Genomic DNA, 15,338 nt, shown 5'->3' with positions numbered 1-15,338 from the left:
GGGCCTGGTACGCCCACATCACCCTGTCCATGCTCGCCTACGCCACCCTCGCCGCCGTCCGCGCCGAGCAGGTAAAAGGGGCAGCACCCACACCTGTCAGGACATGATCGGACTGACAGTACCGGAGATCCGCAGACTGATCGCCACCCTCCTCCACCGGCTCCACCCACCCGCCTTCGTCTGGGCCTGGTCGACCTGGCGCAGACGCCGTCAACACCAGGCCAGACGCTGCCACTACCGACGGCGAGGACACCCACAAGTGCCGTTGCAGTACTAGTGGGTGCGCTCGGGCTCGGTGGCGTCCCGGCCGTCGCCGGGGCGGTGCGGCTGCTCGGGCACGCCGTCACCGATCGCGTCCGCGGGCAGCGGCGTGTGGCGGATCTCCTCGATGTCCTCCGCGGTCTCCACGGAGACGTGCGGCAGGACCCGGTCGAGGCCCTTCGGCAGCCACCAGTTCGCGCGGCCGAACAGGTGCATGAGGGCCGGCACCAGAATCGTGCGGATGACGAACGCGTCCAGCAGGATCGCGAGCGCCAGGCCGAGGCCGAACAGTTTGATGACCCGGTCGTCGCCGAGGATGAACGACGCGAACACCAGGGTCATGATGGCGCCGGCGGCGGAAATGACCCGGCCGGTCTCGGCCTGGCCGAGGGAGACCGCGATGCGGTTGTCCCGCCGGGCCGTCCACTCCTCGTGCATCCGGCTGACCAGGAACACCTCGTAGTCCATGGAAAGCCCGAACAGGATCGCGAAGAGCATGACCGGAAGGAACGACTCGATCGGCCCGGGGCTGATGCCGAGCAGGTCCGACAGCCAGCCCCACTGGAACACGGCCACCACGGCGCCGAAGGCAGCGCCCACCGCCAGCAGGTTCATCAGCGAGGCGGTCAGCGGAATGAGCAGGCTGCGGAAGACCACGACCAGCAGCAGGAACGCGAGGACCACGACGATCCCGATGAACAGCGGCAGCTTGCTCGTCAGGACCCCGGAGAAGTCCTCGAAGACCGCGGTGATGCCGCCGACGTAGACCGGGGAGGCGGTGTTCCCGGTGGCCTGCGGGATGACGTCGTCGCGCAGCCGGTCGAGCAGGGTGGCGGTCTCGGCCGCCTGCGGGCTCGTCGTCGGGTAGAGAGTGGCGATCGCGGCGTGGCCGTTCGGGCTCTGGCGCGGCGGGGTCACCGAGGCGACACCCTCCGCCCCGCGGGCCGCCTCGACGGCCCGGTTCATGGTCTGCAGGTCAGCCGGCGAGTTGATCTCGGTGACCAGCATGAACGGGCCGTTGAAACCGGGGCCGAAGCCGTCGGCGAGCAGGTCGTAGCCGCGCTTGCTGGTCTTGGTGTCGGCGCCGTTCCCGAGGTCGGACGAGCCGAGCCGCAGCGACAGGAACGGGATCGCGATCAGGACGATCACACCGGCGCTGAGCAGGGCGAGCACCGCCGGGCGGCGTTCCACGCCCTTGGCCCACCGCCACCAGAACCCGGAGGGCTGCTCCGGCTCGGGGCCGTGCTCGGCCATCCGCCGCCGCTGCCGGCGGCTGAGCACCTTCGACCCGTAGAAGCCGAGCAGGGCGGGCAGCAGGGTGACCGAGGCGAGCATCGTCATCGCGACGGTCAGGGCCGCGGCGAGGGCGACCCCGTAGAGGAAGGTCACACCGAGCGCGAACAGGCCCAGCAGCGCGATGCAGACCGTCATGCCGGCGAAGATCACGGCGCGGCCGGAGGTGTTGACCGCGGTGACGGCGGCCTCCTCCGGCGTGCGGCCGGCGCGCAGGCCGATGCGGTGGCGGTTGACGATGAACAGGGCGTAGTCGATGCCGACGCCGAGGCCGATCAGCGTCGCCAGCATGGTGCTGAACTCCGCGACGGTCGTCAGGTGCGAGACCTGGACGATGAGGGCCATGCCGACGCCGAGCGCCATGATCGCGGTGAGCAGGGGGAGGGTCACCGCGAGCAGGGAGCCGAAGGCGAGGAACAGGATGACCGCGGCGGCGACGACACCGATGAGCTCGCTCGCGCTCTGCGCCGGCTGCTCGACGATGGAGACGACCTGCCCGGTCAGTTCGACCTGCAGCGCACCGGAGTCGTAGGAGCGGGCCGTGTCGACCACGCGCTCGATGTCGTCGAGCGGCAGCTCGTTGCCGGGCAGGTCGAGCGCGACGGTCGCGAAGGCGGTGGTGCCGTCGGGGTTGCTCTGGCCCTCGCCGTCGGCGGTGAACGGGCTGACCACCTCGGCGACGTGCGGCAGGTCGGCGATCTTCGTCAGCATCTCCGTCGCGCGTGACTCGAGCGCGGGATCGCTCAACGCCCCGCTGCGGGCGTGCAGCACGATGGACGCGCTGTCGCCGGACTGTGCCGGGAAGTCGCGTTCGAGGATGTCGATGGCCTTCTGGGAGTCGGTCCCAGGCAGGGAGAAGGCGTCCTTGTAGTCGCTGCCCGTCACCCGGCCGAGCGCCGTCAGCCCCACGAGGGCGGTGATCCACAGGAACAGGACGAGCCGGCGGTGCTGGAAGCACCAGCGCGCGAGCGTTGCCACGATTTCCCCTCGAGATGCTGGTTGTGCCGGTCTGTGGCTGGTCGGTGGCTGTTCTGCCACCTGACTTACTGGTCGATCTGGTCGACCTGATCGATCTGGTCGGCAGCGGCGTTCGTCGCGGACCTGGCGGACCGGATAGAGACGGACGTGATCGAGGTGGACGTGATCGAGTGGACCGACCGAGTGGACCCTGGTCGGAGGATCCGGTCGGCTACCAACTTACCGATCGTTCAGTAGGTAGGAGTCAGAGTAACATTCGCGGCTGACTCGTCCTCTGGGGGTGCGGAGCTGATGGTCGCTGGGCACGTGCGTCCGCAGGGGGTGGACACTCGCGCGCGGATCCTGTCGGCCGCTGTGGAGCTCTTCGCGGAACGAGGTTATGCGGGTACCTCGGTCCGTGACATCTCTGAGCGACTCGGAGTGACGAAGGCCGCGCTTTATTACCACTTCTCGTCCAAGGAGACGATCCTTGACGCGTTGATCTCCCCGTTCGTCTCCAGGCTGGGGCAACTGGTCGAGCTCGCCCGCCAGGATCCGCCGCCGCCGCCGCGGGTCGTCCTCGAGGGAATGGTCGCCCTGCTGGTGGAGACCGGGGGAGTGCTCTGCGCCTTCGCGAACGATCCGTCGGTGCTGCACCGACGGATCGGCAAGGACGACATCACCTCCCAGCAGGAGGTGATCGTCCGGGCGATCGCCGGCGCGGATCCCACCCCGGTCCGGATGCTGCGGGCCCGCTGCGCGATCGGGTGCATCCAGAGCGGGGTCCTCGGCGCCGCCCTCGAGCGGGTCCGGGGCGCCGCGGGCACGGCCGAGGTCCCCGGCGCCGGACGCGCCGCCACTGACGCCGCCACCAGCGCCACCACCACCGGCGTGGGGATCGCGCGCGGCATCCAGGCGCTGAGCGGCTTTACTGGATGTGGCGGCGCGGCTGTTCCGAACGGCGCGGCGGTACCGGCATCGCAGCCGGGTACTCCCGCGGCGGACGGCATCCGGACGGCCGGCGACGCCCGCCCGGTGCGCACCGTGACTGACACCCCAGGACAGGTAGGACAGGACAGGGGTGTCCGCGCTCCGGGCGGCGTCGGTGCGCTGTCCCCACTCGCGCCGCTGCTGCCGACCGAACTTCAGCGTGTGATCGTGGAGGCTGCTCTTGCCGCGCTCGGACCCGAGCGGCCGGTGGACCCGCCGGCGCGGTGACGGGTGGCGGGGCGACGCGGCCCACGGGCCCGTCGTCCCCCCGCGTCATGGCACCGGCGGGGTGCCGGCCAGTGGGATGTCGGCCAGCCGACAGGCGGCCGGCGCGCTGCTCGCGGCGGTCGCCCTGGCGTCCGCCGTGGCGGCGTGCGCCGGGCTCACGGGTACCGGCAGTGTGCCGGTGCCCGAGCCGCCCGGCGCGGCTGCCCGGAACCTGACGGGCGCGGGAGCGTCGGGGGCGGTCACCCGGACCGTCACCGTTCGGGTTCGTGACCTGATGGTCACGGCGGAAGTCGCCGACAGTGACGACGAGCGGCGCCGTGGCCTGATGTATCGGACCTGGCTTCCGCCCGACCACGGCATGATCTTTGATTTTGGCGGTGAGACGACGTCCGGCTTCTACATGTTCCGGACGTTGCTGCCTCTTTCGATCATGTTTGTCCGGGACGGTAGGGTTGTCAGCGTGCGGGAGATGACGCCGTGTTCGGGCGACGATCCTTCGGCCTGCCCGGTCTACTACCCGGACGGGGCATACACACACGCAGTGGAGGCACCGGCACACACCTTCGCCGGAGTCGCCACCGGTGATCCGGTGGCGATCGGTTCGGACTGACGGCAGGGTGTAGCCGATGGTCGGCAGGTGTGGTGGCTCCCACGGGCGTGAGCTACGTCTCCATGTCCGGTAGATGTCAATGCTGTGTCATTCCACGCCGAAAACCTGGGTGGAATTGACTGGTGGCTTCGGTGAGGTGAATCCGCATCTGGTCTGCCGCTGGTCTCAGGAATGTGTGGTAAGGGAGCTAAGGTCCGATGTCGTCCATCTGACGATGGACGACCCGGCCTCGGGACGATGAAATGGTGGAGCCGCTCGAAGCGAGCCGGCGGTGGGCGGGAGCGCAGGTCTGATCCCGCCACACGTGGAACGCCGATGGTGGAGGGCGACATAAACGGAAGCAGTAGGTGACGTGAAACCTGTGCCGGAACGGGACCACGGGGGGGACCGTGTGACCCGAGGTGGTGGGCCGTGAACACCCGGCCCCGCGCAGCTGCCCGCGAGGGGGGCCTGACCGTCGTGTCCAGCGGTGCGCGATCCGCCTCGCCGGGGGGATGGCCACCACGGACAGCCGTGGTGACCGGAGCCAGCTCCGGCATCGGCCGGGAGGCGGCGCTCCTGCTCGCCGACCAGAACTGCCGATCGCTCCTGGTCGGGCGGAACGGCCCGGCTCTGGACGAGGTGGCGGCCGCGACACAGGGCCATCGGATCGCCGTGGACCTCGCACGTCCCGGCTCCGAGGTCACGGTGGCCTCCCGCGCCGCGGAGCTGCTCGGCGACGTGGACCTGGTGATCTGCTCGGCGGGCCTGGGGGCCGCGGGGCCGTTCGACGTGATGCCCCCATCCGCCATCAACGATCTCGTCGCCGTGAACATCCTGGCCCCGATGATGCTGGTCCGGGCGATGCTGCCGGCGATGCTCGACCGGGGGGAGGGGCGAATCCTCCTGGTCGGCAGTGTCGCCGGTGCGCTCGGCGTGCGGGGTGAGGTCGTGTACTCGGCCACGAAGGCGGCGATGCTGGGCTTCGCCGACGCGCTTCGCTCCGAAGTAGCTGGACGCGGCATCAGCGTGACGTTGTGTTTACCGGGAGTGGTAGACACCCCCTTCTTCCACCGGCGTGGCGCACCGTATGTGCGCCGGTGGCCGCGTCCCATCCCGGCCGGTCTGGTGGCGCAGCGCATGATCGCTGCCGCCGGTCGGGGAGACGCCGAAGTGTGGGTGCCACGGTGGTTGTCCGCGGCCGCGCGCGTGCATGGCGCGGCTCCCTCTCTGTACCGCCGCCTGGCCGGTGTCTTCGGATGAGTCCGAGGCCGGCCCGGGAGGTGAGTGAGCAGGTCGACTACTGAGTCGCCGCCGGTGGCACCGTCACCGGCGGCGCGGCGACTCCCCGCGGCGCGCCCCCGCCGTCCCAGCGGCGGTGGGGGCGGTCCGTCCGCGGACCGGGAGGGTGCCCGTTGCCCCGGGCACCCGACTCCGGGAATGCCGTCCGCCGCGCCCCTGACCATGGCGTGCTCTGTCCGGGTGGACCACCGCCCGGGTTCGCGCTCCGCCTGACCGAAACGCTGACCAGGTCGCCGTCGAACACAACCTGGGAGGTCCCCGGAGGTGCCTGTCGAGTGGCTCGCCGCGTCGTCACCTGATCGAGTGGGTGCGTCGGCGGCGGGGAGCCGGCGGCGGGGATTTGGAAGCGGTGCCGGGACGGGCCACGGAACCGGGTGACCCGGTCACGCTACCGAGACCGGACTCCGTCCCGACGACCGGGCTCCGTCACCGGGACCAAGCCTCCTCCGGCCCTCGCGGCGGCGGTCCGACCGGTGCCCACCGGCCGCGTCCACCCGGTCACCGGAGGCGGCTGGCGGCGACCCGGCGCGTACCGGCGGCCGGCACGCGCCACGACCGGCACGTGCCACCACCGCACGGACGACGCACACGACGCACACCGCACCGCGCACCCGGAGCGCAGACCGCCACGTTAAGGAGAGGCGTATGACCGCAATCGACGCCCGAACCGGCCCACCGCGACCGTCTGCCCACCCCGGCGCGACCGACCTCACCACGCCCACCGAGCAGGTGTTGCTGGCCGCGCCCGCCGAGAACTTCCCGGTCGCCTCGCGGCTGCTGCCCGCCGCGACCCGCGATCACCTCAACGCGCTGTACGTCTTCGGACGTCTCGTCGACGACATCGGCGACGAGGCCCCCGGTGACCGCCTGGCACTGCTCGACGAGCTTGCCGCCGACCTCGAGCTGATCTGGTCGGGCGGCGAGCCGAAGCTGCCCGTCCACCGTCGGCTCGCGCGCACCGTGCGGGCCTGCGACCTGCCGGCCGAGCCGTTCCGGCGGCTTGTGCAGGCCAACCGGCAGGACCAGGTCGTCACCAGGTACGACACCTACGAGGACCTCGTGCGGTACTGCACGCTGTCGGCGGATCCGATCGGCCGCATGGTGCTCGGGGTGTTCGGTCTGGCGACCCCGGCGCGGATCGCGCTGTCCGACCGCATCTGTACCGCGCTGCAGCTCGCCGAGCACTTCCAGGACGTCGCCGAGGACCTCGAGGCCGGCCGGATCTACGTGCCGCTGGAGGACCTGGACGCGTTCGGGGTGACCGAGGCCGACCTGGCCGCGCCGGTCGCCTCGCCCGCGGTACGGCACCTGATGGCCTTCGAGGTGGCCCGGGCCCGGACCCTGCTGGACCAGGGGGCACCGCTGGTGAACCTGGTCGGCGGCCGGCTGCGGTTGGCGATGGCCGGATTCGTGGGGGGCGGCCGGGCCGCGCTCGACGCGATCCGCCGCGCCGACTACGACATGCTCGGCGGGGCGCCCAAGGCCCCCAAGCCTCGGATGGCGGCCTTCGCCGCGGCCGCGTGGGCCCGGTCGCTGGTGCCCGGGCAGGCCGCGGCCGCCCGCGCCGCCGGCACCGCCGCCACGGCTCCCAGCACCACGGCTCCCAGCACCACGGCTTCCAGCACCGCCGCCGCGGCTTCCAGTACCACCGCTGTTCCCGGCGGCACCGTTCCCGCCACCACCGCCCCCGGCGGGGGCGCCGCGGTGGCGAGTGCCGTCCCGGCTCCGGCGCCCGCCGGGTCCGACGTCGACGTCCCGGAGGGTGCCAGATGAGCGCGGGTGTGCCGGGCAGCTCCACCGTCGCCGAGGCCTATGCCTCCTGCGAGGCGTTGACGCGGGAGGCCGCGCGCAACTTCAGCTACGGCATCCGGCTGCTGCCCGCCGAGAAGCGCGGCGCGCTGTCCGCGGTGTATGCGCTGGCGCGCCGCCTCGACGACATCGGCGACGGCGACCTGCCGAACGACGAGAAGCTCGCCGGGCTGGAGAAGGTCCGCGCCGACGTCCGCGCGCTGGACATCAACAGCTCCGACCCGGTGATGGTGGCCCTCGCGGACACCGCGCGCCGCTTCCCCGTCCCGATGGAGGCCTTCATCGAGCTGGCCGACGGGGTCGAGAGCGACGTGCACGGGGCCACCTACGAGACGTTCGACGACATGGTCGGCTACTGCCGACTGGTCGCGGGCACCATCGGCCGGCTCTCGCTGGGCATCTTCGGCGTGGACGGCTCGGCCGGCGACGCCCGCTCGGCGGAGATCGCCGACGCGCTCGGCGTGGCGCTGCAGCAGACCAACATCCTGCGCGACGTCCGCGAGGACCTCCTCAACGGCCGGATCTACCTGCCCTCGACGGAGCTGGAGAAGGCCGGCGTCACCCTGGTGGTGAGCCCGGCCGGGCGTCTCGGCGGGCCGGAGGACGCGCTGGTGGACTACCTGCGCGACTGTGCCGCGCGGGCCGACGAGTGGTACTCGCGGGGCCTGGCGCTGCTCGGCCTGCTCGACCGGCGCAGCGCCGCCTGCTGCGGTGCCATGGCCGGGATCTACCTGCGCCTGAACCGGCGCATCCGGCAGGACCCGACCGCGGTCCTGGAACGCCGGCTGTCCCTGCCGGGCTGGGAGAAGGCGGTCGTGGCCGCTCGCAGCCTCGCCGGCAGAACGGAGGCGAGAGCGGCATGAGCACCGAGGGGGACACGCGGCCGGGCGACCGGTCGGGAACTCGAACCTGGACCGGAAGCGGAAGCGGCCCCGGGACGGGAGCCGGCACCGGGACGGGGGCCGGTGCCGCGGCGCGGGGGCGGCGGGTGGTCGTCGTCGGCGGCGGCCTCGCCGGCATCGCCGCCGCGCTGGTCGCGGCGGACGAGGGCGCCGAGGCGGTGCTGCTGGAGGCCCGGCCGCGGCTGGGCGGGGCGACGACCTCGTTCCAGCGCAAGTTCCAGGACGGCACGCTGTGGATCGACACCGGTCAGCACGTGTTCATGCGGTGCTGCACCGCCTACCGCGGGCTGCTGGCCCGCCTGGGGGTCACCCACCTCACCACGCTCCAGGACCGGCTGGACGTCGAGGTGCTGATCGCCGACTCGCTGACCCGGACCAGGCTGCGCCGGACCAGGGTGCCGCTGCCGGCCCCGCTGCACCTCGCCCCGGCCCTGCTGGGGTACCGGGCGATCCCGCCCGTCGACCGGATCCGCGCGGCGCTGGCGGCCTTCCGGATCGGCCGCCTCGACCAGCGGGACCCCTCGGTGGACGGTGACTCCTTCGGCGGCTGGCTCGGCCGGCACGGCCAGAGCGCCGCGGCCACCGAGGCGCTGTGGGAGCTGCTGACCGTCGCCACCCTCAACGCGCCGGCCGCCGAGGCCTCGCTCGGCCTGGCCGCCAAGGTGGTCCGCACCGGCCTGCTCGACGGGGCCGATGCGGGTGACCTGGGCTGGCCCGAGGCCCCGTTGCAGGAGCTGCACGGCGACGCGGCGGTGCGGGCGTTGGAGGCGGCGGGCGGCACGGTCCGCACGGCGACCAAGGCCCGGGCGATCACCCGGTCGGCGACCGGGTGGGAGGTCACCCTGGACGGCGGCGAGGTCCTGACCGCGGACGGGGTGGTGCTGGCGGTCCCGCCGCCGGCCGCCGCCGGCCTGCTGCCCGAGGGTTCCGGCGTCGACCCGGCGAAGCTGCGCGAGCTCGGCGTCTCGCCCATCATCAACGTGCACATGATCTTCGATCGGCCGGTGCTCGACGGCCCGATGCTCGCGGTCGTCGGCTCGCCGATCCAGTGGATCTTCGACCGGACGGTCTCCTCCGGCCTCGCCGAGGTGGGCCCGCCCGGGGCCCAGTACCTCGCGCTGTCGCAGTCGGCGGCGGAGGAATGGGTCGACCAGCCCGCGAACGACCTGCGCAAGCTGTTCGTCGAGGAGATGCGCCGGTTGTTCCCGGCTGCCCGGGCCGCCGAGCTGCTCGAGGTCTTCGTGACCAGGGAGCGCACCGCGACCTTCCGGCAGGCGCCCGGTTCGCTCGGGTTGCGCCCGGATCAGGCGACCAGCCTGCCCGGGTTCGCGTTGGCCGGCACCTGGACGGACACCGGGTGGCCGGCGACCATGGAAGGCGCTGTGCGTAGCGGGATCGTTGCTGCCCGTGAGACGCTCGCCGGCATGGGGGTAGCTGGGAGCACACTGTCTGCGGTCGGCCACGGCCCGCCTGGGCAACGTGGCGAGTCGCGCGGCGAGACACCGACCCGTTCTGGGGACACCGAAGGTCTCACCCCGGCCTCCGCCGTCGCGACGGAGGCAGGCACGGTGGACGTGCGGACGGTCAGCGCCGCGGCGACGGCGGCTGAACCGGCGGCGCCACACACAGCGACGCCACACACAGCGACGGCCCAGACAGAGACGTCTCAGTCCACGGGGGGATTCCCGGTATGACCACAACGGTTCCGGAAGCGATCGAGCGCGGGCGTGCCTTGGCGGTGCCCGCGCTGCGCGCCACGGTGGACCGGCTCCACCCCCGGTTGCGCCACGTCGTCGCCTACCACCGCGGCTGGGTGGACGCGGCCGGTGAGCCGCTGTCCGGCAGCGGCGGCAAGCTCGTCCGGCCCGCGCTCGCGCTGCTCTCCGCCGAGGCGGCCGGCGCCCCGGCCGAGGTCGGCCTGCCGGCCGCGGTCGCGGTCGAGCTGGTGCACGACTTCTCACTGCTGCACGACGACCTGATGGACGGCGACCGCGAGCGCCGCCACCGGGCCACCGCCTGGACGGTCTTCGGTGCCGACGGCGCCATCCTCGCCGGTGACGCGCTGCTCGGTCTCGCCACCCAGGTCCTGCTCGAGGTGGAGGGCGAGCCGGGCCGGCGCGCCGCGGTGATCCTCGGCGCGGGCGTCCAGGACCTGGTCCGCGGGCAGGCCGAGGACCTCCTCTTCGAGAGCCGCTCGGACGTCTCGGTGGCGGAGACGCTGCACATGGAGGACGGCAAGACCGGCGCTCTGCTGGCCTGCTCGGCCTCCCTCGGCGCGGTCCTCGCCGGCGCGCCCGACGAGGTCGTCGACGGCCTCGCCGAGTACGGCTCGCGGCTGGGCACCGCCTTCCAGCTCATCGACGACCTGCTCGGCATCTGGGGCGACCCGGCGGTGACCGGCAAGCCGGTGCTCAACGACCTGCGCTCACGGAAGAAGTCGGTGCCGGTGGTCGTCGCGCTCGAGGCGGGCGGAGCCGACGCCGACGAGCTGCGGGCCTTCCTCACCGAGGAGGGTGAGGCCTCCGAGGACGACCTGCACCGCATCGCGGCCCTGGTCGAGCGGGCCGGTGGCCGCGACTGGACCACGGCCGAGGCGGACCGCCAGCTCAAGGCGTGTGAGAACGCGCTGCGTTCGATCTCGATCCCGGCGTCGGCCGAGGCGGAACTGCTGGCGATGGCGCGGTTCGTGACCGAACGAGATCGCTGAGGGGGAGCGAGGTGGCAGTACCCGCCCGCCGGTCTCCCGGCGGTCATCCGCACGACCAGTACATATACGACGAGGGGAGTCGTCGATGAGCCTGACCTCGGACCAGTCCTCGGCTGCCCCGACGGCCGCGGCGCAGAACCCGAAGATCCCGAGCCCGTCGGTGGCACGGCCGTCGGCGGACGCCGGATCGTTCGCGCCCGCCGGCGCGGTGCTGACAGACCCGGTGTCGACCGACCCGGTGTCGACCGGCGCGCCGGCCGACCCGGCGGTGGACGCGATGCGCCGCGGCCGCGACCATCTGCTCTCCCTGCAGGCTGAGGAGGGCTGGTGGAAGGGCGAGCTGGAGACCAACGTCACCATGGACGCCGAGGACCTCATGCTTCGGCAGTTCCTCGGCATCCTGACCCCGTCCACGGCCACTGAGACCGGACGCTGGATCCGTTCCCAGCAGCTCTCCGACGGCGGCTGGGCCACCTTCTACGGCGGCCCGTCCGACCTGTCGACCACCATCGAGGCCTACGTCGCGCTGCGGCTCGCCGGGGACGACCCGGACGCCCCGCACATGCGTTCCGCCGCCGAGCTGGTGCGCTCCGCGGGTGGCATCGCCGCCGCCCGGGTGTTCACCCGGATCTGGCTGGCGCTGTTCGGCGAGTGGTCCTGGGACGACGTCCCGGTGCTGCCGGCGGAGATGACCTTCCTGCCGCCGTGGTTCCCGCTGAACATCTACGACTTCGCCTGCTGGGCCCGCCAGACCGTGGTGGCGCTGACGATCGTCGGCTCGCTGCGGCCGGTGCGCTCGTTCGGGTTCACCCTGGACGAGCTGCGGGTCCCGGCACCCAAGGCGCCGAAGTCGCCGGTGCGCAGCTGGGCCGGCGCGTTCGAACGGCTCGACGCGGTGCTGCACCGTTACGAGAAGCGGCCCTTCCAGCCACTGCGCCGGCTCGCGCTGCGCCGCGCCGCGGAGTGGGTGATCGCCCGGCAGGAGGCGGACGGCTGCTGGGGCGGCATCCAGCCGCCGATGGTCTACTCGATCATGGCCCTGCACCTCATGGGCTACCCCCTGAACCACCCGGTGATCTCGATGGCGTTCCGCGCCCTCGACCGGTTCACGATCCGCGAGGAGACCCCGGAGGGCACGGTGCGCCGCATCGAGGCGTGCCAGTCGCCGGTCTGGGACACGGCGCTGGCCGTCGTCGCGCTCGCGGACGCCGGCCTGGGCGGTGACCACCCGGCGATGGTCCGGGCCGGTCGCTGGCTCGCCGACGAGGAGGTGCTCGTCGCCGGTGACTGGGCGGTGCGCCGTCCCACCCTCGCGCCGGGCGGCTGGGCGTTCGAGTTCGACAACGACTTCTACCCGGACGTCGACGACACCGCCGAGGTGGTCATCGCCATCCGCCGCCTGCTCGGTGACGGCCACGGCCCGGTGGACCACTCCGACGGCTCCGGCCCCGGCTCGGCCGCCGCTTCGGCGGCTGCCTCGGCGGCCTCCGCCGCGACCGGCACGATCGCCGCCGCGGACCCGGAGCTCGCCGCCCGGCTGCGCGCCGCCGCGGAACGGGGCGTCGACTGGTCGGTGGGCATGCGTTCGTCGAACGGGGCCTGGGCCGCGTTCGACGCCGACAACGTGCGCACCCTGGTCACCAAGATCCCGTTCTGCGACTTCGGCGAGGTCGTCGACCCGCCGTCGGCGGACGTCACCGCGCACATGGTCGAGATGCTCGCGCTGCTGGGCCGCTCCGACCACCCGATCACCCAGCGCGGGGTCCGCTGGCTGCTGGACAACCAGGAGGCCGGCGGGTCGTGGTTCGGTCGCTGGGGCGTGAACCACGTCTACGGCACCGGTGCGGTCGTGCCGGCGCTGATCTCCGCGGGGGTCAGCGCGGAGCACCCGGCGATCGTCTCCGCGATGCACTGGTTGGTCGAGCACCAGACGCCCGAGGGCGGCTGGGGCGAGGACCTGCGCTCCTACCGCGAAGAGAAGTGGATCGGGCGCGGGGAGCCGACCGCCTCGCAGACCGCCTGGGCGCTGCTGGCGCTGCTGGCCGCCGAACCGGCGTCCGGCACCGCGGAGTGGGCGGCGGTCGAGCGCGGCGTGCGCTGGCTCTGCGACACCCAGCGCGCCGACGGCACCTGGGACGAGCCGCAGTTCACCGGCACGGGCTTCCCCTGGGACTTCTCCATCAACTATCACCTGTACCGGCTGGTGTTTCCCGTGACGGCACTCGGTCGGTACGTGACCCTCACCGGCAGGTCGACGTCATGAGCATCCCGGCAGCAGACAACGGGGGCGACGCCGACCTCGGCGGTTCGCCCCCCGTCACCCCGCGCGAAGGCGCGGCGCAGAGCATCGGACCGCCGGGCTTCGGCCCGGCCGCCGTGCGGCCCGCGTCGCCCGTCGTGCCCGCCTCGTCCATGTCGCCCGTCGTGCCGGCGTCATCGGTCGTGCCCGCCTCGCCGGTCGTACCGGCGGTGGCGCCGGCGCCGGTGCTGCCCGCGGGTGCCGCGGTGCACACCGGTGCGGCGCCGCGGGCGGCCATCCCCGAGCAGGCCGGAGCGGTGCCGCCGGCCGGTGGACCGTCGCGGGCCGGTTCGGCGCTGCCGTCGGCCGGGTTCCGGCGGGGGGCGGCCCCGGTCGCGAGCCCGCTGGCGACCCGGGCGGTGGCCGCGGCGGGGACCGCGGCCGAGCACGGGGGGCCGGCCGAGGACGTGACCCCGGCCCGCGTCCGCGCGATGGGGGCCAAGGGGTCGCCGGTCCAGCCGGCGCCCCGCACGCCGCGCCTCGTCATCGCCGCGCCGCTGCGCCTCGAGGGCTTCGCGATCGGGCGGGCGGACCTGCCGCCCGGCACCGTGATCGTGCGGACCGGGATGGGTCCCGACAAGGCGCACCGCGCGAACCGCGTGATCCGCGACGCCCGGCCGGACGCGGTGGCCGTCGTCGGTCTCGCCGGCGGGCTGACCGCCGAGACGAAGCCCGGTGACGTGGTCGTCGCGAGCGAGGTGCGCCTCGCCGACGGCACGGTGACCGGGACCTGCCCGACCGCCCCGCTGCTGGCCGGCGAGCTGCGCCGGGCCGGCCTGCGGGTGCACGTCGGCCCGGTCGTGTCGGTGGCCCAGGTGGCGGTCGGAGCGGTCCGCGCCGAGCTGGCCGCGACCGGCGCCATCGCCGTGGACATGGAGTCCGCCGCTCTCCCCCCCGGTGCCGGCACCCGTCCGTTCGCGGTGATCCGGGTGATCGTGGACACCCCTGACCAGCCGCTCGGCCGGCTCGACCTGGTCCGCCGCGGGGTGGCCGGGCTGCGCACGATCAACCAGCTCGGCCCGGCGATCCGGACCTGGGTGGAGGCGGTCAGCAGCCGGCGGCTGCTCCTCGCCGAGCCGCGCGCCTTCTGCGCCGGGGTCGAGCGCGCCATCGAAGTCGTCGAGCGGGCGCTGGAGATCCACGGCGCGCCGGTCTACGTCCGCAAGCAGATCGTGCACAACACCCACGTCGTGGCCGACCTGGCCAGCCGCGGCGCGGTCTTCGTCGAGGAACTGGACGAGGTCCCGCCCGGCGCGACCGTGGTGTTCTCCGCGCACGGCGTCGCCCCCGCGATCTGGGACGAGGCGGGCGAGCGTGAGCTGGCGGTCATTGACGCCACCTGTCCGCTGGTGGAGAAGGTGCACGCCGAGGCGCGGCGGTTCACCGCGCGCGGTGACACCGTCCTGCTCATCGGACACTCCGGTCACGAGGAGGTGGACGGGACCCTCGGCGAGGCGCCGGGGCGGATCCAGCTGGTCGAGTCCGCCGAGGCGGTCGAGGACCTCGCGGTCGCGGATCCCGAGCGGGTCACCTACCTCATGCAGACCACGCTCGCCGTGGACGAGGCCGAAGAGGTCGTCGACGCGCTGCGCGACCGCTTCCCGGCCGTCGTCGGCCCCGGCTCGGCCGACATCTGCTACGCGACGTCCAACCGGCAGAACGCGGTCCGCCGGGTGGCCGCCGAGGCGGAGCTCGTCCTGGTCGTCGGCTCGGAGAACAGCTCGAACTCGCGCCGGCTGGTCGAGGTCAGCGAGCGGGACGGCGCCGCCGCGCATCTCGTCGAGAGTGTCGAGGACGTCCAGCTCCACTGGCTCAAGGGGGTGCGGACCATCGGCATCTCCGCCGGGGCGTCCGCGCCGCCGCTGCTCGTCGAGGAGCTGACGGCGGCCCTGTCGGGGCTGGGGTCGGCCTCGGTGTCGGTCCGGTCCGTGGGCGCGGAATCGATCTCCTTCCACCTGCCGAAGGAGGTCCGTCGACCGCTCTCCGAACGGAGATGACGCG

The 15,338-nt window shown here is 73.2% G+C and carries 10 protein-coding genes; 9 read left to right on the top strand and 1 reads right to left on the bottom strand.

Going from position 1 to position 15,338, the window contains the following annotated elements; translation table 11 throughout:
* Window positions 1-273 precede the first annotated feature (273 nt).
* On the bottom strand, window positions 274-2,532 hold the full coding sequence (locus B056_RS0120840; protein WP_018503799.1) for an MMPL family transporter: 2,259 nt from the start codon (window positions 2,530-2,532) through the stop codon (window positions 274-276).
* Window positions 2,533-2,823: 291 nt separating this feature from the next.
* On the opposite strand from B056_RS0120840, the gene B056_RS0120830 reads away from it, so the two are divergent.
* The 9 genes from B056_RS0120830 (at window position 2,824) to ispH (ending at window position 15,334) form a co-directional block, all read left to right on the top strand.
* Window positions 2,824-3,729, top strand: a complete 906-nt coding sequence (locus B056_RS0120830) for a TetR/AcrR family transcriptional regulator (RefSeq protein ID WP_026239947.1) — start codon at window positions 2,824-2,826, stop codon at window positions 3,727-3,729.
* A gap of 76 nt (window positions 3,730-3,805) precedes the next feature.
* Window positions 3,806-4,339, top strand: coding sequence for a DUF192 domain-containing protein (locus B056_RS0120825; RefSeq protein ID WP_154677151.1), 534 nt, complete (start codon window positions 3,806-3,808; stop codon window positions 4,337-4,339).
* A 513-nt stretch (window positions 4,340-4,852) separates the two neighbouring features.
* Window positions 4,853-5,581 carry an SDR family NAD(P)-dependent oxidoreductase gene (locus B056_RS0120820; RefSeq protein ID WP_018503795.1) on the top strand — a complete coding sequence of 243 codons (729 nt, stop codon included), beginning with the start codon at window positions 4,853-4,855 and terminating at the stop codon, window positions 5,579-5,581.
* Window positions 5,582-6,265: 684 nt separating this feature from the next.
* Window positions 6,266-7,393, top strand: a complete 1,128-nt coding sequence (gene hpnC, locus B056_RS0120815; protein WP_018503794.1) for a squalene synthase HpnC — start codon at window positions 6,266-6,268, stop codon at window positions 7,391-7,393.
* Window positions 7,390-8,292, top strand: coding sequence for a presqualene diphosphate synthase HpnD (gene hpnD / locus B056_RS0120810; RefSeq protein ID WP_018503793.1), 903 nt, complete (start codon window positions 7,390-7,392; stop codon window positions 8,290-8,292). Before hpnC ends, hpnD begins: the two co-directional genes overlap by 4 nt.
* Window positions 8,289-10,025, top strand: a complete 1,737-nt coding sequence (gene hpnE / locus B056_RS37360; RefSeq protein ID WP_154677150.1) for a hydroxysqualene dehydroxylase HpnE — start codon at window positions 8,289-8,291, stop codon at window positions 10,023-10,025. The genes hpnD and hpnE overlap by 4 nt, the downstream gene beginning before the upstream one ends.
* Entirely contained in the window at window positions 10,022-11,038 is a 1,017-nt protein-coding gene (locus B056_RS0120800; RefSeq protein ID WP_020572617.1) for a polyprenyl synthetase family protein, read from the top strand. The genes hpnE and B056_RS0120800 overlap by 4 nt, the downstream gene beginning before the upstream one ends.
* A gap of 85 nt (window positions 11,039-11,123) precedes the next feature.
* Entirely contained in the window at window positions 11,124-13,301 is a 2,178-nt protein-coding gene (locus B056_RS0120795) for a terpene cyclase/mutase family protein (protein ID WP_018503790.1), read from the top strand.
* A complete protein-coding gene (ispH, locus tag B056_RS0120790; RefSeq protein ID WP_018503789.1) occupies window positions 13,298-15,334 on the top strand; it encodes a 4-hydroxy-3-methylbut-2-enyl diphosphate reductase in 2,037 nt (678 codons plus the stop codon). Before B056_RS0120795 ends, ispH begins: the two co-directional genes overlap by 4 nt.
* Window positions 15,335-15,338 lie beyond the last annotated feature (4 nt).

This window comes from Parafrankia discariae (genome assembly GCF_000373365.1).
Taxonomy (GTDB): Bacteria; Actinomycetota; Actinomycetes; order Frankiales; family Frankiaceae; genus Parafrankia; species Parafrankia discariae.
Note: the sequence above shows the minus strand (reverse complement) of the source record. Positions and strands in the feature narration are given on the sequence as shown.